This is a genomic window from Roseixanthobacter liquoris (assembly GCF_043195135.2).
GTDB lineage: Bacteria > Pseudomonadota > Alphaproteobacteria > Rhizobiales > Xanthobacteraceae > NCEH01.
Map to the genome: position 1 here is coordinate 3,305,427 of NZ_CM195537.1, position 25,612 is coordinate 3,331,038.

Here is a 25,612-nt window from a genome sequence, read left to right on the forward strand (position 1 = left end):
ACCTACCACAAAAGCAGACCCGCCGCTGGGGCAAGGTCGTTGCGGGCAAAACCGATCAGGCCGGCGAGCAGCACGGCGGCGAGAAATCCGTCCAGCCGGTCCAGCACGCCGCCATGTCCGGGGATGAGGCTTCCGGCATCCTTCACGCCGAAGGCCCGCTTGAAGGCCGATTCCGCGAGATCGCCGGATTGCGCCACCGCGCTCAGCACGATGCCGAGCGCCACCCACATGGGGTTGAAGACAAGCCCGGCGGCCAGCAGCAGCGCGATTCCCGCAGCCATGCCGCAGACCGCGCCACCGAGCGCGCCGGACCAGGTCTTGTTGGGCGAAAGGCGCGGCCACAGCTTGGGGCCGCCGAGGGTGCGGCCGGTGAAATAGGCGCCGATGTCCGTGCTCCATACCACCGCATAGAGGAACAGCACGGCGACGAGGCCCAATTGGTCGGTATCGCGCAGCGCCACGATGGGCAGGCTGGCCACCGCGCCGCATGCCACGCCCGCCCCGGCCCACAAGCGGCCGCGCGCGACCAAGATCGCAAGCACCGCGCCGACGAGGCAGATCAGCGTCGCCCCCGCCCCGGACCCGGTGGCGGCAAGCACGGCGCTCGCAGCCAGCACGGCGGCGGCGCCGATGGCGATCGGCAGCGGACGGGGCGTCACGCGCGCGACCGTGCCGCATTCATAGACGATGGCGATGCCCGCGAGCGCCCAGATGAGCGCGAAGGGCCAGCCGCCGAACCAGGTGAGCGCCAGGACGAGCGGCGCCAGTATGGCGGCGGAAAGGGTGCGCTGGCGGAGGTCTTTTCCGCCGATCACGTGCGCACGCTGCCGGCGCGGGCGGCAATGCCGCCGAACCGACGGTCACGCCGGGCATATTCCTCGATGGCGCCCACCAGCGCCGCGTGGTCGAACTCGGGCCAATAGATGGGCAGGAATACGAGTTCCGAATAGGCGCCCTGCCAGAGCAGGAAATTGGACAGGCGCTGCTCGCCGCTGGTGCGCACGATCAGGTCCGGATCGGGAATTCCCGCCGTATCAAGATGGGCGGAGATCATGTCCGCGCTGATGTCCTCGGGGCGGATCCTGCCGGCCACCGCCTCGGCGGCGAGGCGCGCGGCGGCGGCGGCGATCTCCTGCCGCCCGCCATAATTGAACGCCACGATCAGGGTCAGGCCCGTGTTGTCCTTGGTCAGCGCCTCGGCCTCGTCCAGCAGCTGGCAGATGTCCCGGGCCAGCTCCGCCCGCTCGCCGATGATGCGCACGCGCACATTGGCGCTGTGCAGCTCGGCCAGATCGTGTCGGACGAACCGCTTCAGCAGGCCCATGAGGTCGGAGACCTCGCTTGCCGGGCGAGACCAGTTCTCGCTGGAGAAGCTATAGATGGTGAGATAGCGGATGCCGATCTCGCGCGCCGCGCGCACGCACCGGCGCAGCGCCTCGAGCCCGCGCCGGTGGCCTTCGAAGCGGGGAAGGTTGCGAGCCGTCGCCCAGCGCCCGTTGCCGTCCATGATGACGCCCACGTGCACCGGAATGCACGCGCCACCCGTGGCTGGCGTCGCTGAGGCGCCGTTGCGCACCGACATGGCCCCTTCCCCTTTCATGCCATGCTCCTCAGACCGAGAGGATTTCCTTTTCCTTGTGGGCGAGGGTCTGGTCCACTTCGGCGATCACCTCGTCCGTCGCCTTCTGCACCTGGGTGGAGAAGCGATCGAGGTCATCGGCGCTGATCTCGCTGTCCTTTTCGAGCTTCTTGAGCAGGTCCATGCCATCGCGGCGCACATGGCGCACCGAGACGCGGGCCGCCTCGGCATATTTATGGGCGACCTTCACCATCTCCTGGCGCCGCTCCTGGTTCAGCTCGGGGATGCGAATACGCATCACCTGGCCCTCGGTGGAGGGGTTGAGGCCGAGATTGCTGTCGCGGATCGCCTTTTCCACCGCGCTGACCATCGAGCGGTCCCACACCTGGACGGACAGCATGCGCGGCTCGGGCACCGAGACCGTGGCCACCTGGCTGATGGGCATATGGGTGCCGTAGGCATCCACCTGGATCGGCTCCAGGAGGCTGGCCGACGCGCGGCCGGTGCGCAGGCCGCCGAGTTCCTGCTTCAGCACGCCCACCGCGCCCTGCATGCGGCGCTTGAGATCGGCAAGGTCGAATGCGTCGGTGCTCATGGCAAATTCCTGTTCTTCATTTTCCCGGCGCGACAGGCCGGTTCTATCCTTCCCGCCCCGCCTGACGACACGGCCGAAGGCCAAGGCCTCTGAAACCCGGGGCACACGGGACCCGCGCGCCGGCGGCCATGCGCCGCGTTCCGGCGAGACGGCTGCCGCGCCGGCACCCGCAGGTACCGGCCGGCGGAACACGACGCGCCGCGCTTCCCGACTTATGCCTTCACGGCGCAACCACGGTCACGTGACCTTCGCCCTTGGCGGCCGCCACGATGGCACCCGGTTCGCGAATAGAAAAGACGATTATCGGCAAGGCGGCTTCACGGGCAAGGGCGAACGCAGCGGCATCCATCACCTTCAGATCGTAGGCCAGGGCCTGATCATGGGTGAGGCGGTCATAGCGGCGGGCGTTCGGATCGAGCTTGGGATCGGCGGTATAGACGCCGTCCACATTGGTCGCCTTCAGCACCGCGTCGCAGCTCAGTTCGGCCGCGCGCAGCACCGCGCCGGTGTCGGTGGTGAAGTACGGATTACCCGTGCCCCCCGCCAGCAGCACGATCCGCCCGCGCCGCAGATGCCGCATGGCCGGCTGGCGGGCATAGGGCTCGCAGACGGTGGGCATGGGAATGGCGGACATGGTCCGGGCCGGCTCGCCGGCCGCTTCCACCGCCTGCTCCAGGGCGAGGCAGTTCATGACGGTGGCGAGCATGCCCATATGGTCGGCGGTCGACCGGTTGAGGTCCTCGCCGGCCACGCGGGCACCGCGCAGGATATTGCCGCCGCCCACAACCACGGCAACCTCGCAGCCGAGCGCACGCACGGCCACGAGATCGCGGGCGATCCGCGTCACGGTCGGGGGATGGAGCCCGAACGGCTCCGGTCCCATCAAGGCCTCGCCGGAGACCTTGATGAGGACGCGGGGATAGGGAAGGTCGGACATGGCCCCCTCCCCCGACGCGGTCAGGACTGACCCGCTGCGGCGGCGACTTCCGCCGCGAAGTCGCTCTCTTCCTTCTCGATGCCCTCGCCGAGCGCATAGCGCACGAAGGCGGTGAGCTTCACCGGCGCGCCGACGCCGCCCTCGGCTTCCTTCAGCACCTGGGCCACCGACTTGGAGCCGTCGTGCACGAACGGCTGCTCAAGCAGGGTGACTTCCTTGAAGAAGGTCTTCATGCCGCTTTCGGCAATCTTGTCCTGCACGTTGGCGGGCTTGCCCTGGTGCTTCTCGAGCAGGATCGCCTTCTCGCGGGCGACCACGCTCTCGTCGATGCCGGAGGCATCGAGCGCCAGCGGGCTCAGCGCCGCGACATGCATGGCGATCTGGCGGCCGAGGGTGGAGAGCTTCTCCACATCGCCCTTGGATTCGAGCGCCACCAGCACGCCGATGCGGCCGAGGCCCTCGGACACCGTGCCGTGCACATAGGAGGCGATCACGCCATGCTCGACCTGGAGCTTGGCGACGCGGCGCAGCGCCATGTTCTCGCCGATGGTGGCGATAAGGGTGGCGAGCTTCTCGGACACGGTCACGCTCTCACCCGGGAAATGGGCGGCGGCCAGGGCTTCGAGCGAGCCATCGGTATTGAGGGCGATCTTGGCGGCTTCGCGCACGAACGCCTGGAAATCGGCGTTGCGGGCGACGAAGTCGGTCTCGGCATTCACTTCCAGCGCGACCGCATAATGGCCCGAGGATTCCACCGAAACGAGGCCTTCGGCGGCCACGCGGCCGGCCTTCTTGGCGGCCTTGGCGAGACCCTTCTTGCGCAGCCAGTCGATGGCGGCCTCGATGTCGCCGGCGGTCTCGGTGAGAGCGGCCTTGCAGTCCATCATGCCGGCGCCGGTCTTGTCGCGCAATTCCTTCACGAGTGCTGCCGTGATCGCGGCCATGCTCAGCTTCCTCTTCTTCTCATGCCACGGCCGGCCAAGGGGGTGCCCAAGCCGGCCGCCGGGGCGCTTATCGCCCCTTCACTCAAATGACCTCCGGAGAAGGGATCACTCCACTTCGGCGGAGAACTCCTTGGCCTGGGCGATCCAGCCGTCAACGCGGCCCGGCAGTCCCACTTCTTCACCGATGTGATGCGCGTCCTGGGCATCCAGGCCGGCGATCTGGGTGAAGTGGAAGATGCCGAGATCGTTGAGCTTCTGCTCGATCTCCGGGCTCACGCCCGTGAGCTTCTTCAGGTCGTCGGCGACGCCGCGCGGACCCGACAGGGGCTCGAAGGTGGACCACACGCTCAGCTCGGCGGGCAGGTCCTCGATCAGGGGCTCCTCGGCCGCGCCCACATCGCCGAAATCGCCGGCGCCGCGGGAAATGCCGTCGATGGCGGCGCGGGCGACCAGGTCGCAATAGAGCTGGATCGCGCGGCCGGCGTCGTCATTGCCGGGAACCGGGAAGGCGATGCCGTCGGGATCGCAATTGGTGTCGAGGATGGCCGCCACCGGGATGCCGAGGCGCTGGGCCTCCTTCACGGCGATGTCTTCCTTGTTCGTGTCGATCACGAACAGCAGGTCGGGCAGGCCGCCCATGTCGCGGATGCCACCGAGGGCGCGTTCCAGCTTCTCCTTTTCACGGGAGAGCGTCAGGCGCTCCTTCTTGGTGTAGCCGGAGCCCGCCTCGGGGCCGGCCAGCATCTCTTCCAGCTTCTTGAGCCGGGCGATGGAATTGGAGATCGTCTTCCAATTGGTGAGCATGCCGCCCAGCCAACGGGAATTGACAAAATACTGCGCGGAGCGGCGGGCGGCGTCGGCCACCTGGTCCGCGGCCTGGCGCTTGGTGCCGACGAACAGCACGCGGCCGCCATTGGCCACCGTGTCGGACACGGCCTGGAGGGCGCGATGGAGCGCCGGCACGGTCTGCGACAGGTCGATGATGTGGATGTTGTTGCGGACGCCGAAGATATACGGCGCCATCTTGGGGTTCCAGCGGTGGGACTGGTGACCGAAATGCACGCCAGCTTCCAAAAGCTGACGCATGGAATAATCAGGAATTGCCACTTCTACTCTCCGGTTGAGCCTCCGCGGACGTACCCTCGGCCCGTCGGGGACGAAGGCACCGGATTGGCCAATTGGCCGACTGTCCGCGTGCGGAATGGCGCGGCTTATAGGCGAAGGGGGGCAAAAGGGCAAGGGCACCGCGGCTTTTCACCCGCTCCTCCCCAGGCTATCCGCCGTTTAGGTGAGATTCTCTCACCTCTGCACGGATTTTTCGCGTTTGCCCGCATGGGGCCTGGGCGGCCAGCCTTGGGGCACATTCAATGCCAGCCCCGATGGAGCCGCCCATGTCCACCCTGCACCCGGTCCTCTGCGACATTCGCGAAGGAATCGCCACCCTCACCCTCAACCGCCCGGAAAAGCTGAACGCCATCGACTATGCGCTGGCCGATGCCCTGCTCGCCTTCCTCGACACGCTGGAAACCGACGACAGCGTGAAGGCGGTGATTCTAACCGGCGCCGGGGAGAAGGCCTTCTCCGCCGGCGGCGACATCCATCAATTCTCCCGCAGCGTGCGCCTCGGCCCGCTCGGCGCGGTCCGCGATTTCGTGCGGCGCGGCCAGACGCTCACCTCGCGAATCGAGGCCTTTCCCAAGCCCATCATCGCGGCGGTCAACGGCATCGCCTTCGGCGGGGGATGCGAGATCACGGAGGCGGCGCCGCTGGCCATCGCCAGCGAGCGCGCGCTGTTCGCGAAGCCGGAAATCAAGCTCGGCATGCCGCCGACCTTCGGCGGCACGCAGCGCCTACCGCGCCTCGCCGGCCGCAAGCGCGCGCTGGAGCTGCTGCTGACCGGCGAAAGCTTCTCGCCGGAGCACGCTCTCGCGATGGGGCTGGTCAACCACGTTGTGCCCGCCGCGGAGCTTATTCCGGCGGCGCGGGCCTTGGCGCAGCGCATCATGCGCCACTCGCCGGTGGCGGTGACCAGCGTGCTCACGGCGGTGACGCGCGGCATCAACCAGACCATCGGCGAGGGCCTTCAGGTGGAAAGCGAGCAGTTCGCCCGCATGGTGCCCACCCACGACCTGCGCGAGGGCCTCGACGCCTGGATCGAGCGGCGCCAGCCGCGCTACATGGGGCGCTGAGGTCGCGTCTCCGGCTGCGGGGCGGCGAGTTCGTCCCGCAGCCAGTTCCGGAACGCCGCCACCTCCGGCCGGTGGAGCGAGGCCGGATCGGCCAGCAGCCAATAAGCGGTGCGGGCCTCGACCGGCGGCCCGAGCACGGCCACCAGCCGGCCCGCGTCGAGGTCCGCCCCCACGACCGGCAGCCGCCCGATGGCGACGCCGAGCCCCTCGGCCGCCGCCTCCCAGGCCAGATGGATGGAATCAAAGCGCAAGCCGCGCTCCAGATCGAGCGCGTCGACCCCGCGCAAAGCGGCCCAGGTGCCCCAGTCCTCGGCCACATCCGTCACATGCAGCAAGGTGTGGCCCGCGAGATCGGCGGGCGTGCGCAAGGCGGCGGCCAGGCGCGGCGCGCACACCGGCACCAGGTGCTGACGCACCAGCAGGTCGATCGATACCCCCTCCCAGCCGCCCTCCCCCATGCGAATGGCGAGATCCACGCCGTCACGCGGGAACTCGACCCGGCGGTGGGCGCTGTCGAGGCTCACGTCGATGCCGGGATGGCGGGCCTGGAAACGGGAGAGATGGGGGATGAGCCAGCGCAGGCCGAACGTTGGCGCAACGCTCACGCTCAGCCGGTCCGCCGGGCGACGCCCGGGCACCGCTTCGGTGGCGGATGCGATCTGCGCCAGGATCTCCCGGACGCGCGGCAGATAGGCGCCCCCGGCCTGTGTCAGCGTCAATTGCCGGTGGCCGCGGGCGAACAGCGGCACGCCGAGCCAATCCTCCAGGCCCTGGATGCCGTGGCTCACCGCGCTCGGCGTGAGGTTGAGTTCCTCCGCCGCGCGCTTGAACGAAAGATGGCGGCCCGCCGCCTCGAACAGGCGCAGCGCATTGAGCGGCGGCAGCCGATAGGCCATGGAGCGGCCCGCCGCTCAGGCCGCTTCCACCGCGACCACGCCCGGAATCGCCTTGAGCGCCCCGGCGATCTGCGGCGAAACCGGATACCGCCCCTCAAGGCGGATTTCGACCTCGGCCTTCCCCTGGTCCATCATCAGGATCAGGCTGACTTCGCCATCGCCCTTGCCGCCCGACAGGCGCTTGGCGATTCCCTCCAGGGGATCGACAGACTGCACGAAAATCCGCAGGCTCTTGTGATGCTTGGCAGTGGCCGCGTCGAGCCGCTCGCAGGTCTGGATGCGCACGCGCACGTCCTCGCCCTGAAGCTCCGCATTGACCATCATGAGCACCGGCGTGCCGGGCTCCAGCAGGTCGCGATAATGGGCGAGACCCTCCGAAAAGATCACCGCCTCGAAATGGCCGGACGGGTCTGAGAGGCCGACGATGCCCATGCGCGTGCCGGTCTTGGTGCGGCGTTCCTGCTTCGACACCACGGTGGCGGCGAGCCGCCCGGCCGCCGCGCCGGCGCGCACGCCGCGGGCAAAATCGCTGAACGGCTGCACCCGCAGCTTCTTCAGGGATTGCGCATAATCGTCCAGCGGGTGGCCGGTGAGGAAGAAGCCGATGGAATCATATTCGCGCTGCAAGCGCTCAGTGGCATCCCAGGCAGCCGAATCTGGCATGTGAAGCTTCTCCTTCATGCCAACATCTGCGAAGCTTATTTGACCTGCTGACGACTCCTTCTTTTCTGAATAGCCAATAATGAACTCAAGCGCACCGAAGATGCGCGCGCGATTTTTTTCTAAATGATCAAAGCACCCCGCGGCGGTTAGGCTTTCAAGAACGCGCTTATTCACCAGCTTCACAGGGAGTCGCTCGGCAAAATCCGAGAGGCTTCTGAACGGCCGATCGCCCCGCGCCGCTACCAGCGCGTCGACCGCATGCCCGCCCACGCCCTTGATGGCCGCCATGGCATAGATGATCTGGCCATCCACCACGGCGAACTCGCGGGCGGAGAGATTGATATTGGGCGGCACCACCGCGATGCCGAGCCGCTGCGCCTCCTGACGGAATTCCGCCAGCTTGTCGGTATTGCCCATGTCCAGCGTCATGGAGGCGGCGAGGAATTCGGTGGGATAATTCGCCTTCAGCCAAGCCGTCTGATAGGCCACCAGCGCATAGGCCGCCGCGTGGGATTTGTTGAAGCCGTAATCGGCGAACTTGGCCAGCAGGTCGAAAATGGTGTCGGCCTGCGCCTTCGGCACGCCGCGCTCGCTGGCGCCGGAGACGAAACGCTCGCGCTGCTTTTCCATCTCGGCGCGGATCTTCTTGCCCATGGCGCGGCGCAGAAGGTCGGCTTCGCCGAGCGAATAGCCCGACAGCGCCTGCGCGATCTGCATCACCTGTTCCTGATAGATGATGACCCCGAAGGTTTCCTTTAAGTAAGGCTCAAGCTTGGGGTGGATATAGTCCGGTTCCGCGCGCCCGTGCTTGCAGTCGCAATAGACCGGGATATTGGCCATGGGGCCGGGACGATAAAGCGCCACCAGGGCGATCAGGTCCTCCACGCGGTCGGCCTTCATGTCCACGAGCGCACGGCGCATGCCCGCGCTTTCCACCTGGAACACGCCCACCGTCTCGCCCCGCGCCAGCATGGCGTAGGTCTTGGGATCGTCGAGCGGGATCTTCGAGATATCGAGGTCGATGCCGCGCTGATGCACCAGCTTCACGGCCTTCTCGATGGTGGTCAGCGTTTTCAGGCCGAGGAAGTCGAACTTCACCAGGCCGGCCTGCTCCACCCATTTCATATTGTACTGGGTGACCGGCATGTCGGACTTGGGATCGCGATAGAGCGGCACCAGCTCGTGCAGGGGCCGGTCGCCGATCACGATGCCGGCGGCGTGGGTGGAGGCGTGGCGGTTCAGCCCTTCCAGGCGCACGGCGATATCGAACGCGCGCTTGACCACCTCTTCCTCGGCCTGGGCGGCCTGCAGGCGCGGCTCGTCGTGGATCGCCTGCTTCAGCGTGACCGGCGCGGCGGGATTCTGCGGCACCAGCTTGCAGAGCTTGTCCACCTGGCCATAGGGCATTTCCAGCACCCGGCCGACGTCGCGCAGCACGCCGCGCGCCTGGAGCGTACCGAAGGTGATGATCTGCGCCACCTGCGCCCGGCCGTAGCGCTGCTGGACGTAATGGATCACCTCGTCGCGGCGCTCCTGGCAGAAGTCCACGTCGAAGTCCGGCATGGACACGCGATCCGGGTTCAGGAAGCGCTCGAACAGCAGGCCGAAGCGCAGGGGGTCGAGGTCGGTGATCTGGAGCGAATAGGCCACCAGCGAGCCGGCGCCCGAACCACGCCCGGGACCCACCGGAATGTCGTGCGCCTTCGCCCATTTGATGAAGTCCGACACGATGAGGAAGTAGCCGGGAAACTTCATCTTCGTGATGACGGACAATTCGTAGGCGAGCCGCTCCTGATAGACGGCGACCTCAAGCCCCGGGGCCGGCCCGTGCTTGGCAAGGCGGGCGACAAGCCCTTCCTTCGCCTGGCGCTCAAGTTCGGCCGCCTCCGCGGCCAAGGGATCGCCGTCGCCGCCGCCGGTGGTGAAGCGCGGCAGGATCGGCTTCACCGTGCGCACCCGATAGGCGCAGCGCTGGGCGATCTCCACCGTATTCGCCGTCGCCTCGGGCAGGTCGGCGAACAGGGTCAGCATCTCCTCGCGGGTCTTGAAGCGATGATCGGGGGTGAGGCGCGGGCGATCGCCATCGGCCACCACCCGGCCCTCGGCGATGCAGCCGAGCGCATCATGGGCCTCATAATCGCCCTGCGCCCCGAAGAACGGCTCGTTGGCGGCCACCAGCGGCAGCGCGCGGGCATAGGCGAGCTCCAGCAATTGCGGCTCGACGATGCGCTCGCGCTCCATGCCGTGGCGCTGAAGCTCCACATAGAGGCGGTCGCCGAACATCTGCGCCAGCATGTCCAGCCGCTCGGCGGCAAGATCGCCATGACCGCCAGCGAGCGCGCGGTCGATGGGGCCGTTCGGCCCGCCGGTCAGCGCGATCAGCCCCTCGTTCGCCTCCCGCAGCCAGTCGAGCGAGATGCGCGATTCCTCGTCGCTCGGCGTCTCCATGAAGGCGCGGGAGACCAGCTTCATAAGATTGCGCCAGCCGGTCTCGCGGGCGGCGAGCAAGACCAGGCGCGGCTTCTTGGGCGGCAAAGCGCCGCGCGGCCCGGGGGCCTCGGGCAGATCCACCGCCAGCGAACAGCCCATGATGGGCTGGATGCCGGCCCCCGCCATCTTCTCCGAAAATTCCAGCGCACCGAAAAGATTGCCGGTGTCGGTCAGCGCCAGGGCAGGCTGGGAATCGGCCTTGGCCAGATCCGCCAGCTTGCCGAGCGAAAGCGCGCCCTCCAGCAGCGAATAGGAGGAATGGACATGGAGATGGACGAAGCCAGGAGTGCGCATGGATCTTCCGGGGCGATGCGCGCGGACGCCGCGCACGAGTCGCGATGTCGTATCGTACCCCAGATGGGAGGCCCAGCGACGCGGAACAAGTCAACTTTCCATTTGCCTCGACCCCACGATCCACGACAGTTCCCCGGGCTTTTCCTGAACGGGGCATCACCATGCGGGGCTTCATCGGCAGCTGGCAGTTCTGGGCACTCGGAGCCGCCCTGTTCGCGGCGCTGACCGCGATCTTCGGCAAGGTGGGCGTGAGCGCCGTTCACAGCGATCTGGCGACCCTCATCCGCACCGTCGTCATCCTCGCCATCATCTCGCTGATGGTGGTCGCCGGGCAGGCCTGGCAGCCGCTCGATACCATTTCCTCCAAGACCTGGCTGTTCCTGATTCTTTCCGGCGCGGCGACGGGCGCGTCCTGGCTGTGCTATTTCCGCGCGCTGCAAATCGGCGAGGCCGGGCAGGTGGCGCCGCTCGACAAGCTCAGCGTGGTGATGGTCGCCCTGTTCGGCGCCCTGTTCCTGGGCGAACGCCTTTCCGCCCTCAACTGGCTGGGCGTCGCGCTGATCGCCGGCGGCGCAGTGCTGGTGGCCCTGCGCTGACGACGGGGCGCGCTTTCCAACCCGCAAGGGCGACGGCACGCCGCGCCACACGTTTCGGCTGCCTCTTTTAAGAATGCGCGGAATAAGGGTAAATAGGGCGCCGTGCAGGGAGGCCAGCATGCCGCAGACCGCGCCGACGGAAAACAGCCCGCAACCCGTTCAGCCCGTTCCGTCGGGCTGGGTGAACCGCTTCACCGGCAAGCTCGTGCTGGTCCTGCTCGATAACAAATATGGCCCCTCGCTCCGCGCCGGGCGCTCCTTGTGGGGGCTTTACGAGACCCTCACCTATCGCCCCGGCGACGGGGCGGACACGATCACGGTGCCGAAGGGATTCGTCACGGACCTCGCCTCCATCCCGCGCTGGGCCTGGATCATCTTGCCGCCGGACGGCCCCTGGGTGAAGGCCGCCATCATCCATGACTTCCTGTACGCCACCGAAGGCACGGGACCCTGGAAGGGCCACGCCTCGGGCAATTCCCGGGCCGCGCCTTATACCCGCGCGGAGGCCGACGGCATCCTGCGCGAGGCGATGGAGAATCGCGGTGTCGATCCCGTGCGGCGCGCCATCATCTGGGCCGCGGTCCGGGTGGGCGGGGCCGGCGGCTGGAAAGCGGATAGCCCGCGCCGGCGGCAGGCACTGGCGGCGGAGGTGGCGCCGCCCGGCGAATGACCCCGGCACGCCCCGGCGCTGGGCGTGATCGACCTTCGTGGCTGGAGGCCCGCGCAGGGGCCGGCGTCACGCAGGGGCTTATCCCGTGCATCCACGCGGAGCCGCCGGCGCCGGCTTTCGTGCATCGCGCGGGCCGGCGGCAGGTGGATGGCCCGGACGATCCCGGCCATGACGTGGAGAAGACGACGACCGGTCCAGGAACCGCCAAGGCCCGCACCTGCTGTCAGGCGCCGGATCGATACAGCGTGCCGCCGAATGTTGATCGGCGCTAATCCAGCTCCACGATCCGCCCGTCCATGACGGTCACGCGCCGATGCATGCGCGCCGCCAATTGCAGATTATGCGTGGCGATGATGGCCGCGACCCCGGTGGCATGGACCAGTTCGGCGAGGGCGGCGAACACATGGTCCGAGGTCTTCGGGTCGAGATTTCCGGTCGGCTCGTCGGCCAGCAGCAGGCGCGGCGCATTGGCGAGCGCGCGGGCGATGGCGACGCGCTGCTGCTCGCCGCCGGAAAGCTCGGAGGGACGGTGTGTCAGGCGCTGCGCCAGCCCGAGATAGCTCAGCAGATCCTTCGCGCGAAGCGCCGCGTCCTTCTTGGACAGGCCGCGGATCATCTGCGGCATCATGACATTTTCCAGCGCCGAGAATTCCGCCAGCAGATTGTGGGATTGATAGACGAAACCCACATGCACGCGCCGCATGCGGGTGCGCTCGCGGTCCGGCAGCTTCACGGTGGGCTGGCCATCGATGAAGACTTCGCCCTCGTCCGGGTGCTCCAGCAGGCCCGCCATGTGCAGGAGGGTGGATTTGCCCGAGCCGGAGGGCGCCACCAGCGCCACGGACTGGCCGCGCTCGACCCTGAGATCCGCCCCGCGCAGCACCTCGATGGTGCCTGCGCCCTGGGCGTAGCGCCGCCCGACGCCGGCAAGCGCCAGAGCGGCGGGGGTGGGCTCGGTCTGGAAGGGAGAGGTCGCCATCACTCGTATCTCAACGCTTCCACCGGATCGAGCCGCGCGGCCCGCCAGGAGGGATAAAGGGTGGCGAGCAGCGACAGCACAAGCGCCATGAGCACGACCGAAGTCGTTTCCCCGACATTCATCTGCGCCGGCAGGCGGCTGAGATAATAAAGCTCCGGCGAGAACAGCTCCGTGGACGTAAGATAGGAGATGAAGCGGCGGATCTCCTCGATATTGAGGCAGACCAGAACGCCGATCGCCAGCCCCACCAGCGTGCCCACGACGCCGATGCTCGCGCCCGTGATGAGGAACACGCGCATGATCGCCCCTTGCGTCGCGCCCATGGTGCGCAACACCGCGATATCGCGGCCCTTGTCCTTCACCAGCATGATGAGGCCCGACACGATGTTCAGCGCGGCCACGAGCACGATCAGCGTGAGGATCAGGAACATGACGTTGCGCTCCACCTGGAGCGCGTTGAAGAAGGTGGCGTTGCGCTGGCGCCAGTCCACCAGATAGACCGGCCGCTCCGCCGCCGATTGGATCGCCGGCTTGAGGATCGCGACATCATCGGGATTGTCGATATAGACCTCGATGGCGTTCACATCGTTGGCGCGGTTGAAATAGGCCTGCGCCTCCGGCAGTGGCATGAAGAGAAACGCGCTGTCGTATTCCGACATGCCGATCTCGAACACCGCCGCGATCTTATAGACCTTGATGCGCGGCGAGGTGCCCATGGGCGTCACCGCGCCGCGCGGCGCCACCAGCGTGATGTTGTCGCCCGCCCTCAGGGCCAGCTGGTCGGCGAGGCGCTTGCCGATCGCCACCCCCTGCCCCTGGTCAAAGCCTTCCAGGCTGCCCTGGCGAATATTGTTGGCGATCGAGGGCAGCCCGCGCAGGTCCTTTTCCGACAGCCCGCGCGCCAGGACGCCGCTCGCGTTATAGGGCGAGGAGGCGAGCGCCTGCCCTTCCACCAGCGGCACGGCGAGCCGCACGCCCTTGAGCTTGGCGATGCGGTCGGCCACCGCGATGTAGTCGGTCAACGGCGTTTCCAGCGGCTGCACCAGCAGATGACCGTTGAGGCCGAGGATCTTGCCGAGCAATTCCTGGCGGAAGCCGTTCATCACCGCCATCACGATGATCAGCGTCGCCACGCCCAGCACGATGCCGAGGAACGAAAAGCCGGCGATCACCGAGATGAAGCCTTCCTTGCGGCGCGCCCGCAGGTAGCGCAGGGACAGCATCCACTCGAAGGCCGAAAACGGCCGCGTGCCCGTCGGTTCTTCCGAGCGGACCGCAGAAGCTGGAGCCATGCGCTGGCCTCCCGTCATTTCTTGAGCCTTTCATAGGCGTCCGCGATGGACATGAGTTCGCGCGACCCGTCGGAGCGGCGCTTCAGCTCGACCTTGCCCTCGGCGAGGCTCTTCGGCCCCACCAGGATCTGCCAGGGCAGGCCGATGAGGTCGGCGGTGGCGAATTTCGCCCCCGCCCGCTCCTCGGTGTCGTCATAGAGCACGTCGACACCGCACGCGGTGAGCTTCGCGTAAAGCTCGGCGCAGGCGCCGTCGACCGCCGCGTCGCCCACCTTCAGATTGAGGATGCCGACCTGGAACGGCGCGACCGCGTCCGGCCAGATGATGCCGTTCTCGTCGTGGGAGGCTTCGATCATCGCCGCCACCAGGCGGGACGGCCCGATGCCGTAGGAGCCCATGTGGATCGGGTGCTCGGCCCCGTCGGGGCCCTGCACCTTGGCGCCGAACGGATCGGAATATTTGGTGCCGAAATAGAAGATGTGCCCCACCTCGATGCCGCGCGCGGCCATGCGGCGCGCCTCTGGAATCGCGGCGAATGCCGCTTCGTCGTGCTTCTCCGACGTCGCCGCGTAGAGGTTGGTCCACTGGTCGAACACGCCCTGGAGCTGGGCCGCATCGTCGAAGTTCACGTCGGCGGCCGGCGGGGCGAGATCCAGGTAGTCGGCGTGGCAGAACACCTCGCTCTCGCCGGTCGAGGCGAGAATGATGAATTCGTGCGAGAGATTGCCGCCGATCGGCCCGGTATCGGCCACCATGGGAATCGCTTTCAGCCCCATCCGCGAGAAGGTGCGCAAATAGGCGACGAACATCTTGTTGTAGGAATGGCGGGCGCCTTCCGCGTCGAGGTCGAAGGAATAGGCATCCTTCATCAAAAACTCGCGCGAGCGATAAACCCCGAAGCGCGGGCGCACCTCGTCGCGGAACTTCCATTGGATATGGTAAAGGTTCAGCGGCAGGCTCTTGTAGGATTTCACATAGGCCCGCACGATCTCGGTGATCATTTCCTCGTTGGTGGGGCCGAACAGCATCTCGCGATCGTGACGGTCGCGGATGCGCAGCATCTCCTTGCCGTAGTCGTCATAGCGTCCGCTCTCGCGCCACAGGTCCGCCGACTGGATGGTCGGCATCAGCATCTCATTGGCGCCGGCGCGGTTCTGTTCCTCGCGGATGATGTTGCAGATCTTGGTCAGCACCCGGTGGCCGAGCGGCAGCCAGGCATAGATGCCCGCGCTCTCCTGCCGCACCATGCCGGCGCGCAACATGAGCCGGTGCGAGACGATCTCCGCCTCCTTCGGAACTTCACGAAGGATGGGCAGAAAATAGCGGGACAAGCGCATCTGGATGACTCTGCGGCTGGACGTTTCAAAAGCGTGGCGGAGAGAAAGCGGAACGGTCGGCAAAATACAAGCCCGCCCCGCCCGCATCCGTGCTGCGACGCAACAAATGATCTATTGCGGCGCAAGGATGACAAAGCCGTAAATCTTGTTCTACTTTGAGCGCGCCAAAAGAAAGGGGACCGCCATTGTGCCCGCGCGGCACGATGGGGAGGGTCCGGGTCTCGGGAGGATCATCAACAACAAGCCGACCGACGACCGTCAAAGATGGCGCGCGCAATTCGGGAACGGCAGCACTGAAGGATCGAGCGGCTGCACCCGCGGCGAACCAGAATAAGGTGCATTAAAACGAGAAAAAGGCGAGACCTCGGTCTCGCCTTTCTTTTTTCATCCGCGCCTTTTCACGCCGGGTCCCGATGATCCGCGCGGCGGCGAATCTCCGGGGCCGGCCCGCTCACTCGTCGCTGACGCTGAACGGCATGGGGAAATCCTCCAGTGTGAGGATGCCGTTCATGACCACATAGAACAGCCCGAACGTGACGACAGCGGCCACCACCGTGGTCGCCGCAACCTTGCGCATCAGGAACGGGCGCGTCGGCGCGCCGGGATCGGTGCCCGGGTCGACGTCATCGGCCTCGGCCTGCGAGCGCACGCCGAACGGCAGGATGGCGAACAGCACCGTCCACCACACGATGAAATAGATGGCGAGTACCGATCCGATCTTCACGCCCGGTCCTCTAAGCCTGTTCCAGCTCGACGAGCGTGCCGTTGAAATCCTTGGGGTGCAGGAACAGCACCGGCTTGCCATGGGCGCCGATCCGCGGCTCCCCGCTGCCGAGCACGCGCGCGCCGGTCGCCTTCAGCTGCTCGCGGGCCGCGAGAATATCCTCGACCTCGTAGCAGATGTGATGGATGCCCCCGTCGGGATTGCGCTCCAGGAACTTCAGGATCGGCGAATCCGCTCCGAGCGGCTCCAGCAGCTCGATCTTGGTGTTCGGCAGGTTGATGAACACCGTGCTCACGCCATGTTCGTGCTGCGGCACGATCTCGGAAACATCCGCCCCGAGCGTGTCGCGATAGAGGGCGGAGGCCGCCGCGATATCGCGCACCGCAATGGCCACGTGATTGAGCCGGCCGATCATGAACCCCTCCTGAAGCACCGTTGAGCCGCGGGCGCCGCCCCGGCGCACGCAGCCTCGCATCAAACTTCGAGAATGTGGACGTGGCAAACCGGCTTTTTGCCCCACAGGCCATTCACCGCAGCCCGCACCGCGCGCTCGATGGTTTCGGCCAGGGCATCGGGATCGCGGCGGCGGGCGCGCGGCAGGCCGTTCATGGTCGCGACGACCGTGTCGAACACATGATCGAGCATGTCGATGCCGCCCTCCCCGCGCTCGGGAATGCCGGTCAATTCGAGCGCCGGCTCTCCGACGAGCGCGCCCTTCTGGTCCACCGCCAGGGCCACCGACACCACGCCCACGAACCCGAGGCGCCGGCGCTCCGGGATGGTCTGCGCGGTATCGGCCACCAGCAACCGCCCATCCTTGTAGAGACGGCCGAAGGGAATATCGTCCACGCGCTCCGCCGGCCCCGGCGCCAGACGGATGACATTGCCATCATAGCAAGTCACCACTTCCGGCACGCCCATGCGGCGGGCAAGCGCGGCATGCTCGGCAAGATGCAGCGGCTCGCCATGCACGGGCACGGAGACCTGCGGGCGGACCCAGCCGTACATCTGCTCCAATTCGCCCCGCCGCGGATGTCCGGAGACGTGAACCAGGGCATCGCGATCGGTCATCACCCGCACGCCCCGCTTCACCAGGCCGTTGATGACGGTGTTCACCACCTTCTCATTGCCGGGAATGGTGCGGGAGGAAAACACCACGAGATCGCCCTTGGACAGCGCGATCTCGGGATGATCGTCCGTGGCGATGCGGCTCAAGGCGGCGCGGGGCTCGCCCTGGGACCCGGTGAGAAGCGCAACGACCTTGTCGCGCGGCAGATAGCCATAAGCATCCGCGCCGCGAAACGGGGGAATGCCGTCCAGCATGCCATGCTCGCGGGCAACCCCGATCACGCGTTCCATGGCGCGCCCCACGACCACCACTTCGCGATCGGCCGCAAGTGCGGCCTCGGCGATGGACCGCACGCGCGCGACATTGGACGAAAACGTTGTGAAGCAGATGCGATGCTTCGCGGTCGCGACGATTTCCTTCAGGGTCGCACCGACATCCGCCTCGGACGGCGAGACGCCGTCGCGAATGGCATTCGTCGAATCGCAGATGATGGCGCGCACGCCCTCATCGCCCAGCGCGCTCAGCCGCGCGATATCCGTTACCGATCCAACCACGGGGGTCGGGTCCAGCTTCCAGTCGCCCGTATGGAGCACCAGCCCGAGCGACGTGCGGATCGCCACCGCATGGCTATCGGGAATCGAATGGGCGACGGGGATGAATTCCACCTCGAACGGGCCGATGGAAATCCGCGCCCCCGCCCGCACCACATTGACCGGAATATTCGGCGCGCCCGGCTCGCCCCAGCGCTTGGCCTCCAGCAAGCCGGCGGTGAAGGCTGTGGTGTAGATCGGGCATTTGAGGCGCGGCCACAGATCGATCACCGCCCCCACATGGTCCTCGTGGCCATGCGTGAGGATGAGCCCGACGATGTTCGCCTTTTCCTTCTCCAGGAAGCGAATATCCGGCAGCACCAGGTCCACGCCGGGCGCCTCGTCCCCGGCGAAGCTCATGCCGAGGTCCATCATCAGCCATTTGCGGGCGCGACGCGGACCGAAACCGTAGAGACCAAGATTCATGCCGATCTCGCCCACCCCACCCAGGGGCGCGAAGACCAGCTCGTTCTGTTCCGCCATGTGACCTATCATTCCGCCTTCGGCAGGGAGACATCGCCGGCGGTGATGATCTCTGCAATTCCGTCCCGCCGCCGCAACATCATGGCGCCGCGGGCATCGATGCTCTCGAAACGTCCCGTCACTTCCCGCTCGCCGATGCGCACGCTCACCGTATCGCCGATGGCAAGGGCGTGGCGCATCCAGTCGGTGCGTACCGAGGGAAAGCCGTTGCCGCCGTTCCATTGGTTGAGGCGCACCGCCATGGCCCGGTCGAGGGCTTCCAGCACCCGGTCGGGCGCCGTGGGCGCGCCGGCCGCTTCCAGGCTGGTGGCGCGATAAGGCAGGTCTTCGGGGTGGTGAAGGCAGTTGACGCCGAACCCGATGACCGCCGCCGGGCGCCCCGCCGCGTCGGTGCCGCCTTCCACCAGGATGCCGGCGAGCTTGCCGCCATCCAGGATCAGGTCATTGGGCCATTTCAGCTTGAGCCCTTCAGTCGTCAGCAAGGGCGCGGCGGCCAGCACGGCATCGCGCAGCGCCAGGCCGGCGACGAAGCAGAGCTGCGCCACATGGGCGACCGGAGCCGGATTCGGCAGTACGAGCGTTGCAAAGAGATTGCCGAGTTCGCTCGTCCACGGCCGGCCGCGGCGGCCGCGGCCCGCGCTCTGAATATCGGCCACCAGCCAAACGGGCATGGCCTCGCCACGGGCGAGCCGCGCGAGACCTTCCGCGTTTGTTGAGCCGATCTCCGTGAATCGGACGATGGGAATCGTGGAGCTTTGGAAACGCTGCGCCGCCATAGTTCAGAAAAGTGCCCGGGCGGCCACGCCGGCCGCGTTGATCAGCGGCGAGGGATAGACGAAATAGAAGATGGTGAACAGGCCGGAAAGGCCGAGCACCGCCTTCAGTTCACCGGGCATGGGGTCGAAAGCCTCCGCCGGCTCGTCAAAATACATGATCTTGACCACCCGGAGGTAATAATAGGCGCCGACCACCGAGGCGAGCACGCCGATCACCGCAAGGCCATAGAGGCCCGCCTCGATCGCCGCGAGAAACACGTAATATTTGGCCAGGAACCCGGCGAGCGGCGGAATGCCGGCGAGCGAGAACATCAGCCCGCCCAGCAGAAGCGCCATCATCGGATTGGTCCGCGCAAGGCCGGCCAGATCGTCCACATTCTCCACCGCATTGCCGTTTCGGCGCATGGCGAGGACGCAGGCAAAGCTGCCGAGGGTCATGGCGACATAGATCGCCATATAGACCAGCACGCCCCGGATGCCCTGCGGGGTCGCGGCAGCCAGCCCGACCAAGGCGAAGCCCATGTGGCCGATGGAGGAATAGGCCAGCAGTCGCTTGATGTTGCGCTGGCCGATGGCGGCGAACGCGCCGAGCACCATCGAAGCGATGGACACGAAGGCGATGATCTGCTGCCAGGAATGGGTGATGTGCGGGAAGGCTTCCGTGGCCACGCGCAGGAACACGGCCATGGCCGCCACCTTCGGGGCGGTGGCGAAGAAGGTCGTCACCGGCGTCGGCGCACCCTCATACACATCGGGCGTCCACATGTGGAACGGGACCGCCGAAACCTTGAAGCACAGGCCGGCGAACAGGAACACGATGCCAAACACCAGCCCGATCGTGGGGGTCGTCGCGGCGGCGGCGATGGCGCCGAAATTCACCGAATCCGTGAAGCCGTAGATCAGCGAGGCGCCATAGAGCAGCATCCCCGAGGACAGGGCGCCGAGAACGAAATATTTCAGGCCCGCCTCGGTGGAGCGCACCGAATCCCGATTGTACGCGGCGACCACGTAGAGCGAGAGGCTCATCAGTTCGAGGCCGAGATACAGCGCGATCAGATCGCCCGCCGAGACCAGCATGCACATGCCGAGCGTGGCGATGAGAATGAGGACGGGATATTCGAACTTGCTCTGCCGTTCGCGGTTCAGCCAATGCACCGACAGGATCAGCGACACCAGCGCGCCGAGGATCGCGAGCGCTTTCATGAAGCGGCTGAAGTCGTCGATCACCAGGCTGCCGCCGAACGCGGAGACGGCGGTGTGCGGCGCCACCAGAACCAGGATGCCGGCCGCGGCGAGCACCGCGATGGCGAGGCCGTTCACCAGATTGGCGGCCGCTTCGCCGCGGATCGCACCGACCAGCAGCAGCACGATCGCCGAAACGGCAAGCGTGACTTCGGGAAGAACGGCGCCGAGCGGAGGCAGGGACGACATCGGGCGACCTCGGGTCAGAAGCTGAACATCAGCGTGGCGGTCTTCACCGCCGACGCGACAGTATCGGTACGCGCGACCACCGCATTCACCGCCGTGGACGTCATATCCAGGATCGGCGCCGGCCAGAAGCCGAACAGAATGGTGATCACCACGAGCGGAACGAGGATGGCGATCTCGCGCGGGCCGAGATCGAGGATGTCCTTGAGATTGTCTTTCTCAAGCGGCCCGAAAATCACGCGCCAGTAGAGCCACAGGGCATAGGCGGCCGAGAAGATCACGCCGGTCGCCGCGAAGAATGCGATCCAGCTGTTGCGCTCGAACGCGGCCAGCATGGTGAGGAATTCGCCCACGAAGCCGGAGGTGCCGGGCAGGCCCACATTGGCCATGGTGAAGACCATCAGGGCGGTCGCATAAAGCGGCATGCGCTTGACGAGGCCACCGTACGCGGCGATGTCGCGGGTATGCATGCGGTCGTAGATCACCCCGACGCAGAGGAACAGCGCCCCCGAGACGAAGCCGTGCGAGATCATGAGGAACATGGCGCCCTGGAGGCCCTGTTCGTTCATGGCGAACAGACCCATGGTCACGAAGCCCATGTGGGCGACCGACGAATAGGCGATCAGCTTCTTGATGTCGGTCTGAACCAGCGCCACCAGCGACGTGTAGATGATGGCGATCACCGACAGCGTGAACACCAGCGGTGCGAACAGGTGCGAGGCATCCGGGAACATGGGGAGCGAGTAGCGGATGAAACCGTAGCCGCCCATCTTCAGCAGCACGCCCGCCAGGATCACCGAGCCGGCGGTCGGCGCTTCCACGTGGGCGTCCGGCAACCAGGTGTGCACCGGCCACATGGGCATCTTCACCGCGAACGAGGCGAAGAAGGCGAGCCAGAGCCAGGTCTGCATGCCGACCGGGAAGCCGTGGGTCATCAGGGTCGGCACATCGGTGGTACCGGCCTGCCAGTAGATCGCCATGATGGCGAGCATCATCAGCACCGACCCGGCGAGGGTGTAGAGGAAAAACTTGAAGCTGGCATAGATGCGGCGCGGGCCGCCCCAGATACCAATGATGAGGAACATGGGGATCAGGGCTGCTTCGAAGAAGAAGTAGAACAGCACCAGATCGAGCGCGCAGAAGGTGCCGACCATCAGGGTCTCAAGCACTAGGAACGCGATCATATATTCCTTCACACGCTTCTTCACGCTCTCCCAGCTCGCGAGGATGCAGAACGGCATGAGGAAGGTGGTGAGGATGATCAGCGGCAGCGAAATGCCGTCGACGCCCATGTGGTAGGCGGCGATGTCGCCGAGCCAGGGGTGCTTCTCCACGAATTGGAAGCCCGCCGCCTTGGAGTCGAAGCCCGGCAGCAGCAGCAGGGACACGATAAAGGTGACGAGCGTGGTCCACAGCGCCACCCAGCGGGCGTTGCGGGCGGAGACCAGATCGTCACCCCGGACCACCAGGATGAACAGCGCTCCCACCAAGGGCAGGAAGGTGACGACGGAGAGGATGGGCCATGTGGTCATCGTCACACTCCGGCGAACATGAACCAGGTGATGAAGGCGGCGACGCCGATCAGCATCACGAAGGCATAGTGATAGAGATAGCCGCTTTGCAGGCGCACGACCGAGGCGGTCACGTCCAGCACGCGGGCGGAAATCCCGTCCGGCCCGATGCCGTCGATGATGCGGCCGTCACCCTGCTTCCAGAGCACGCGGCCGATCCACAGGACCGGGCGGATGATGATGAAATTGTAGATCTCGTCGAAGTACCACTTGTTCAGCAGGAACTGGTACAGCGCGTCCTGGCTGCGGGCGAGCGCGACCGGCACCGTCGGATCGAGAACGTAGAACCAATAGGCGACCAGGAAGCCCAGCACCATCATCACGGTGGGCGCGAGACCGGCCCAGGTGGGCACTTCGTGCATCTCGTGCAGGATGTGGTTTTCCGTGCCCATGAAGATGGACTGGCGGAAGAAGTCCTGCACGTGGTGGCCGACGAAATCGCCGTAGAACACCATGCCGGCGAACACCGAGCCGACGGCGAGGACGCCGAGCGGGATGGTCATCGCCAGCGGCGATTCATGGGCGTGTTCGTAATGGTGATGGTCGTGGGGATGGCCGTGGAAGGTCATGAACACGAGGCGCCACGAGTAGAAGGAGGTCAGCGCGGCGGCCGCCACCGTCATCACCCAGCCGTAAAGGGCGAAGCTGTTGTCGCTGGCCCAGGCCGCTTCGATGATCGCGTCCTTGGAATAATAGCCGGCGAGGAACGGAAAGCCGGTAATCGCCAGCGTCCCGATCAGCATCATGGCATAGGTGAAGGGGATCTTCTTATAGAGCCCGCCCATGTGCCGCATGTCCTGCTCGTGGTGCATCGCATTGATGACCGAACCGGCGCAGAGGAACAGCAGCGCCTTGAAGCAGGCATGGGTGAAGAGGTGGAACACGCCGACGGAATAAGCCCCCGCACCCATGGCCACGAACATGTAGCCGAGCTGGGAACAGGTGGAATAGGCGATCACCTTCTTGATGTCGTTCTGCACCAGGGCGACGGTGGCCGCGAACATCGCGGTCGTCGCGCCGACCAGCATCACCACGTTCAGCGCGGTGTGTGAGAGTTCGAAGATGGGCGACATGCGCGCCACCATGAACACACCGGCCGTCACCATGGTCGCGGCATGGATGAGCGCGGAGACCGGGGTCGGCCCCTCCATCGCGTCCGGCAGCCAGGTATGGAGCAGGAACTGGGCCGACTTGCCCATGGCCCCGACGAACAGCAGCAGGGCGATCACAGTCGGCGCATCCCAGGCATGGCCGAGGAAATTGATGCTCTTGCCGACCAGCGAGGGCGCCTGGGCGAACACCGCGTCGAAGGTGACCGAACCGGTCATCACGAACACGGCGAAGATGCCGAGCATGAAGCCGAAGTCGCCGACGCGGTTCACCACGAAGGCCTTCATGGCCGCCGCGTTCGCCGAAGGCTTCTCGTACCAGAAGCCGATGAGCAGGTAGGAGGCGAGGCCCACGCCCTCCCAGCCGAAGAACAGCTGGACCAGATTGTCCGCCGTCACCAGCATCAGCATGGCGAAGGTGAAGAGGGACAGATAGGCGAAGAAGCGCTGGCGGCTCGGATCCTCGTGCATGTAGCCGATGGAATAGAGGTGAACCAGCGAGGAGACCGTCGTCACCACGATCAGCATGATCGCGGTCATGGTGTCGACGCGGAACGCCCAGTCGATCTTGAGGTCGCCCACATGGATCCAGCGCATCACCTGCACGTGCGCGTCGTGGCCGCCGAAGCCCACCTGGAAGAAGGCGACCCAGGCGAGCGCGCAGGAGACGAACAGGAACGCGGTGGTGAGGATTTCCGCCGGGCGCGCGCCGATCACGCGGCCAAACAGCCCGGCAATGAGAAAGCCGATGAGGGGAAGAAAGACGATCGCCTGATACATGGCCTCAGCCCTTCATGGCATTGATGTCCTCGACGGCGATCGAACCGCGGTTGCGGTAGAACACCACGAGGATGGCGAGCCCGATGGCCGCCTCGGCGGCAGCGACGGTCAGCACCAGGAGCGCGAACACTTGGCCGACGATGCTGCCGTGGAAGGCGGAGAAGGCGACCAGATTGATGTTCACGGCGAGCAGGATCAGCTCCACCGACATCAGGATGACGATCACGTTCTTCCGATTGAGGAAGATGCCGAGCGTGCCCAGCGTGAACAGGATCGCCGCGACCGTGAGATAGTGGGAAAGCGAAATGTCCATCTTTCCCTCCTAGATGCCCTGGCCCGGGCGCACCTTGACCACTTCCATCGCGGTCTCGGGCGTACGGGCAACCTGGGCGGAGACGTTCTGGCGCTTCACGTTCGCCTTGTGGCGCAGCGTGAGCACGATGGCGCCGATCATGGCGACGAGCAGCACCATGCCCGAAGCCTCGAAGAAGTAGACATAGTCGGTGTAGAGGACCAGGCCGAGCGCCTTGGTGTTGCTGATGGCGACGCCGCCGGCGGCCGCCGCCTTCGGCAATTGCGCAACCGCGGGCGCGGTCGCCCAGGTGCCCACCACCAGGATCAGCTCCACCAGGAACACCACGCCGACCAGCGCGCCGACCGGCAGATATTGCAGGAAGCCCTGGCGCAGCTCGACGAAGTCCACGTCCAGCATCATGACGACGAAGAGGAAGAGCACCGCCACCGCGCCCACATAGACCACCACCAGGATCAGGGCGAGGAACTCGACGCCGATCAGGATGAACAGGCCCGCCGCATTGACGAAGCATAGAATGAGGAAAAGGACCGAGTGGACCGGATTGCGGGAGGAGATGACCATGAAGGCCGACGCCACGAGGACGCCGGCGAAGAGATAGAAAAATACTGCCGCGACACTCATGCGCCGAGCTCCCCTCTCCGCGGCGCCACGGCGCCGATCCTATGCGGCCGCACGTGGCGGCCGGCCCGTCGATAGCCCGTACCCATCACATTAGTCCACTGTCTCGGGTGCCCGCAGGACGCGTGCCCCCTCAGCCCCAACCCTCACCACCCGCCGGAGGCGGGCGAACCCTGTCACCGATAAGGCGCGTCCAGCGCGATGGATTGCGCGATCTCGCGCTCCCACCGGTCGCCATTGGCGAGCAGGCGCTCCTTGTCGTAGTACAATTCTTCGCGGGTCTCGGTGGCAAACTCGAAGTTCGGCCCCTCGACGATGGCATCCACCGGGCAGGCTTCCTGGCAGAAGCCGCAATAGATGCACTTCACCATGTCGATGTCGTAACGCGTCGTGCGGCGGGTGCCGTCGTTGCGGCGCGGGCCGGCCTCGATGGTGATGGCCTGGGCGGGGCAGATGGCCTCGCACAATTTACAGGCGATGCAGCGCTCTTCCCCGTTGGGATAGCGCCGCAGCGCATGTTCGCCCCGGAAGCGCGGCGAGATGGGGTTCTTCTCGAACGGGTAGTTGATGGTCGCCTTGGGCGCAAAGAAATAGCGCATGGCGAGCACAAAACCCGAGAGAAACTCGGTGAGGAAAACGGCGCGGGCCGCTTGATCCAGTTTCATGGCATCGCTCCCGCCGCGCCGA

24 protein-coding genes are annotated in these 25,612 nt (G+C 66.2%); 3 read left to right on the top strand and 21 right to left on the bottom strand.

The window, feature by feature from the left end:
* Window positions 1-2: 2 nt before the first annotated feature.
* The 6 genes from V5F84_RS14900 to V5F84_RS14925 form a co-directional block, all read right to left on the bottom strand.
* Window positions 3-815 carry a phosphatidate cytidylyltransferase gene (locus V5F84_RS14900; protein ID WP_394043763.1) on the bottom strand — a complete coding sequence of 271 codons (813 nt, stop codon included), beginning with the start codon at window positions 813-815 and terminating at the stop codon, window positions 3-5.
* Entirely contained in the window at window positions 812-1,582 is a 771-nt protein-coding gene (locus tag V5F84_RS14905) for an isoprenyl transferase (RefSeq protein WP_394043884.1), read from the bottom strand. Before V5F84_RS14905 ends, V5F84_RS14900 begins: the two co-directional genes overlap by 4 nt.
* Window positions 1,583-1,610: 28 nt before the next feature.
* Entirely contained in the window at window positions 1,611-2,174 is a 564-nt protein-coding gene (gene frr, locus V5F84_RS14910) for a ribosome recycling factor (RefSeq protein WP_394043764.1), read from the bottom strand.
* A gap of 220 nt (window positions 2,175-2,394) precedes the next feature.
* Window positions 2,395-3,111 (bottom strand): UMP kinase, encoded by a 717-nt coding sequence (gene pyrH / locus V5F84_RS14915; RefSeq protein ID WP_348844942.1) that lies wholly within the window; start codon window positions 3,109-3,111, stop codon window positions 2,395-2,397.
* Window positions 3,112-3,131: 20 nt separating this feature from the next.
* Entirely contained in the window at window positions 3,132-4,055 is a 924-nt protein-coding gene (gene tsf, locus V5F84_RS14920) for a translation elongation factor Ts (RefSeq protein ID WP_394043765.1), read from the bottom strand.
* Between the two features lie 105 nt (window positions 4,056-4,160).
* Entirely contained in the window at window positions 4,161-5,162 is a 1,002-nt protein-coding gene (locus V5F84_RS14925; protein WP_394014915.1) for a 30S ribosomal protein S2, read from the bottom strand.
* Between the two features lie 284 nt (window positions 5,163-5,446).
* Between V5F84_RS14925 and V5F84_RS14930 the strand changes: the two genes are divergently transcribed.
* On the top strand, window positions 5,447-6,244 hold the full coding sequence (locus V5F84_RS14930) for a crotonase/enoyl-CoA hydratase family protein (protein WP_394043766.1): 798 nt from the start codon (window positions 5,447-5,449) through the stop codon (window positions 6,242-6,244).
* Here V5F84_RS14930 and gcvA read toward each other — a convergent pair.
* Together gcvA and dnaE are read right to left on the bottom strand one after the other, a co-directional pair.
* Window positions 6,229-7,140, bottom strand: coding sequence for a transcriptional regulator GcvA (gcvA, locus tag V5F84_RS14935; RefSeq protein ID WP_394043767.1), 912 nt, complete (start codon window positions 7,138-7,140; stop codon window positions 6,229-6,231). The genes V5F84_RS14930 and gcvA overlap by 16 nt on opposite strands.
* Before the next feature lie 15 nt (window positions 7,141-7,155).
* A complete protein-coding gene (dnaE, locus tag V5F84_RS14940; RefSeq protein WP_394043768.1) occupies window positions 7,156-10,587 on the bottom strand; it encodes a DNA polymerase III subunit alpha in 3,432 nt (1,143 codons plus the stop codon).
* A 161-nt stretch (window positions 10,588-10,748) separates the two neighbouring features.
* On the opposite strand from dnaE, the gene V5F84_RS14945 reads away from it, so the two are divergent.
* Both V5F84_RS14945 and V5F84_RS14950 read left to right on the top strand, forming a co-directional pair.
* Window positions 10,749-11,183: an EamA family transporter gene (locus tag V5F84_RS14945; protein ID WP_394043769.1), complete on the top strand. Its 435-nt coding sequence runs from the start codon at window positions 10,749-10,751 to the stop codon at window positions 11,181-11,183.
* Between the two features lie 118 nt (window positions 11,184-11,301).
* On the top strand, window positions 11,302-11,853 hold the full coding sequence (locus V5F84_RS14950; protein ID WP_394043770.1) for a DUF1353 domain-containing protein: 552 nt from the start codon (window positions 11,302-11,304) through the stop codon (window positions 11,851-11,853).
* Between the two features lie 268 nt (window positions 11,854-12,121).
* Here the strand turns inward: V5F84_RS14950 and V5F84_RS14955 are convergent, their stop codons facing one another.
* The 13 genes from V5F84_RS14955 to nuoI form a co-directional block, all read right to left on the bottom strand.
* Entirely contained in the window at window positions 12,122-12,832 is a 711-nt protein-coding gene (locus tag V5F84_RS14955) for an ABC transporter ATP-binding protein (protein WP_394043771.1), read from the bottom strand.
* Entirely contained in the window at window positions 12,832-14,124 is a 1,293-nt protein-coding gene (locus V5F84_RS14960; RefSeq protein ID WP_394043772.1) for a lipoprotein-releasing ABC transporter permease subunit, read from the bottom strand. The genes V5F84_RS14955 and V5F84_RS14960 overlap by 1 nt, the downstream gene beginning before the upstream one ends.
* 14 nt (window positions 14,125-14,138) lie before the next feature.
* Window positions 14,139-15,461, bottom strand: coding sequence for a proline--tRNA ligase (gene proS / locus V5F84_RS14965; protein WP_394043773.1), 1,323 nt, complete (start codon window positions 15,459-15,461; stop codon window positions 14,139-14,141).
* Between the two features lie 451 nt (window positions 15,462-15,912).
* Window positions 15,913-16,185, bottom strand: coding sequence for a DUF1467 family protein (locus tag V5F84_RS14970; protein WP_394043774.1), 273 nt, complete (start codon window positions 16,183-16,185; stop codon window positions 15,913-15,915).
* Between the two features lie 10 nt (window positions 16,186-16,195).
* A complete protein-coding gene (mce, locus tag V5F84_RS14975) occupies window positions 16,196-16,600 on the bottom strand; it encodes a methylmalonyl-CoA epimerase (RefSeq protein WP_348844931.1) in 405 nt (134 codons plus the stop codon).
* Window positions 16,601-16,659: 59 nt separating this feature from the next.
* Window positions 16,660-18,327, bottom strand: a complete 1,668-nt coding sequence (locus V5F84_RS14980; protein WP_394043775.1) for a ribonuclease J — start codon at window positions 18,325-18,327, stop codon at window positions 16,660-16,662.
* 8 nt (window positions 18,328-18,335) lie between these two features.
* The gene (locus V5F84_RS14985) at window positions 18,336-18,998 is read right to left on the bottom strand and encodes a biotin--[acetyl-CoA-carboxylase] ligase (RefSeq protein WP_509277116.1); all 663 of its coding nucleotides are present in this window, start codon (window positions 18,996-18,998) and stop codon (window positions 18,336-18,338) included.
* 108 nt (window positions 18,999-19,106) lie between these two features.
* Complete coding sequence (nuoN, locus tag V5F84_RS14990; RefSeq protein ID WP_394043777.1) at window positions 19,107-20,534, bottom strand: NADH-quinone oxidoreductase subunit NuoN; 1,428 nt, start codon at window positions 20,532-20,534, stop codon at window positions 19,107-19,109.
* A gap of 14 nt (window positions 20,535-20,548) precedes the next feature.
* The gene (locus V5F84_RS14995) at window positions 20,549-22,063 is read right to left on the bottom strand and encodes an NADH-quinone oxidoreductase subunit M (protein ID WP_394043778.1); all 1,515 of its coding nucleotides are present in this window, start codon (window positions 22,061-22,063) and stop codon (window positions 20,549-20,551) included.
* Between the two features lie 2 nt (window positions 22,064-22,065).
* Complete coding sequence (gene nuoL / locus V5F84_RS15000; RefSeq protein ID WP_394043779.1) at window positions 22,066-23,991, bottom strand: NADH-quinone oxidoreductase subunit L; 1,926 nt, start codon at window positions 23,989-23,991, stop codon at window positions 22,066-22,068.
* Window positions 23,992-23,995: 4 nt separating this feature from the next.
* A complete protein-coding gene (gene nuoK, locus V5F84_RS15005; RefSeq protein WP_348844925.1) occupies window positions 23,996-24,304 on the bottom strand; it encodes an NADH-quinone oxidoreductase subunit NuoK in 309 nt (102 codons plus the stop codon).
* Between the two features lie 9 nt (window positions 24,305-24,313).
* Window positions 24,314-24,928, bottom strand: a complete 615-nt coding sequence (locus V5F84_RS15010; protein WP_394043780.1) for an NADH-quinone oxidoreductase subunit J — start codon at window positions 24,926-24,928, stop codon at window positions 24,314-24,316.
* A gap of 173 nt (window positions 24,929-25,101) precedes the next feature.
* Complete coding sequence (gene nuoI, locus V5F84_RS15015; protein ID WP_348844923.1) at window positions 25,102-25,590, bottom strand: NADH-quinone oxidoreductase subunit NuoI; 489 nt, start codon at window positions 25,588-25,590, stop codon at window positions 25,102-25,104.
* Window positions 25,591-25,612 lie beyond the last annotated feature (22 nt).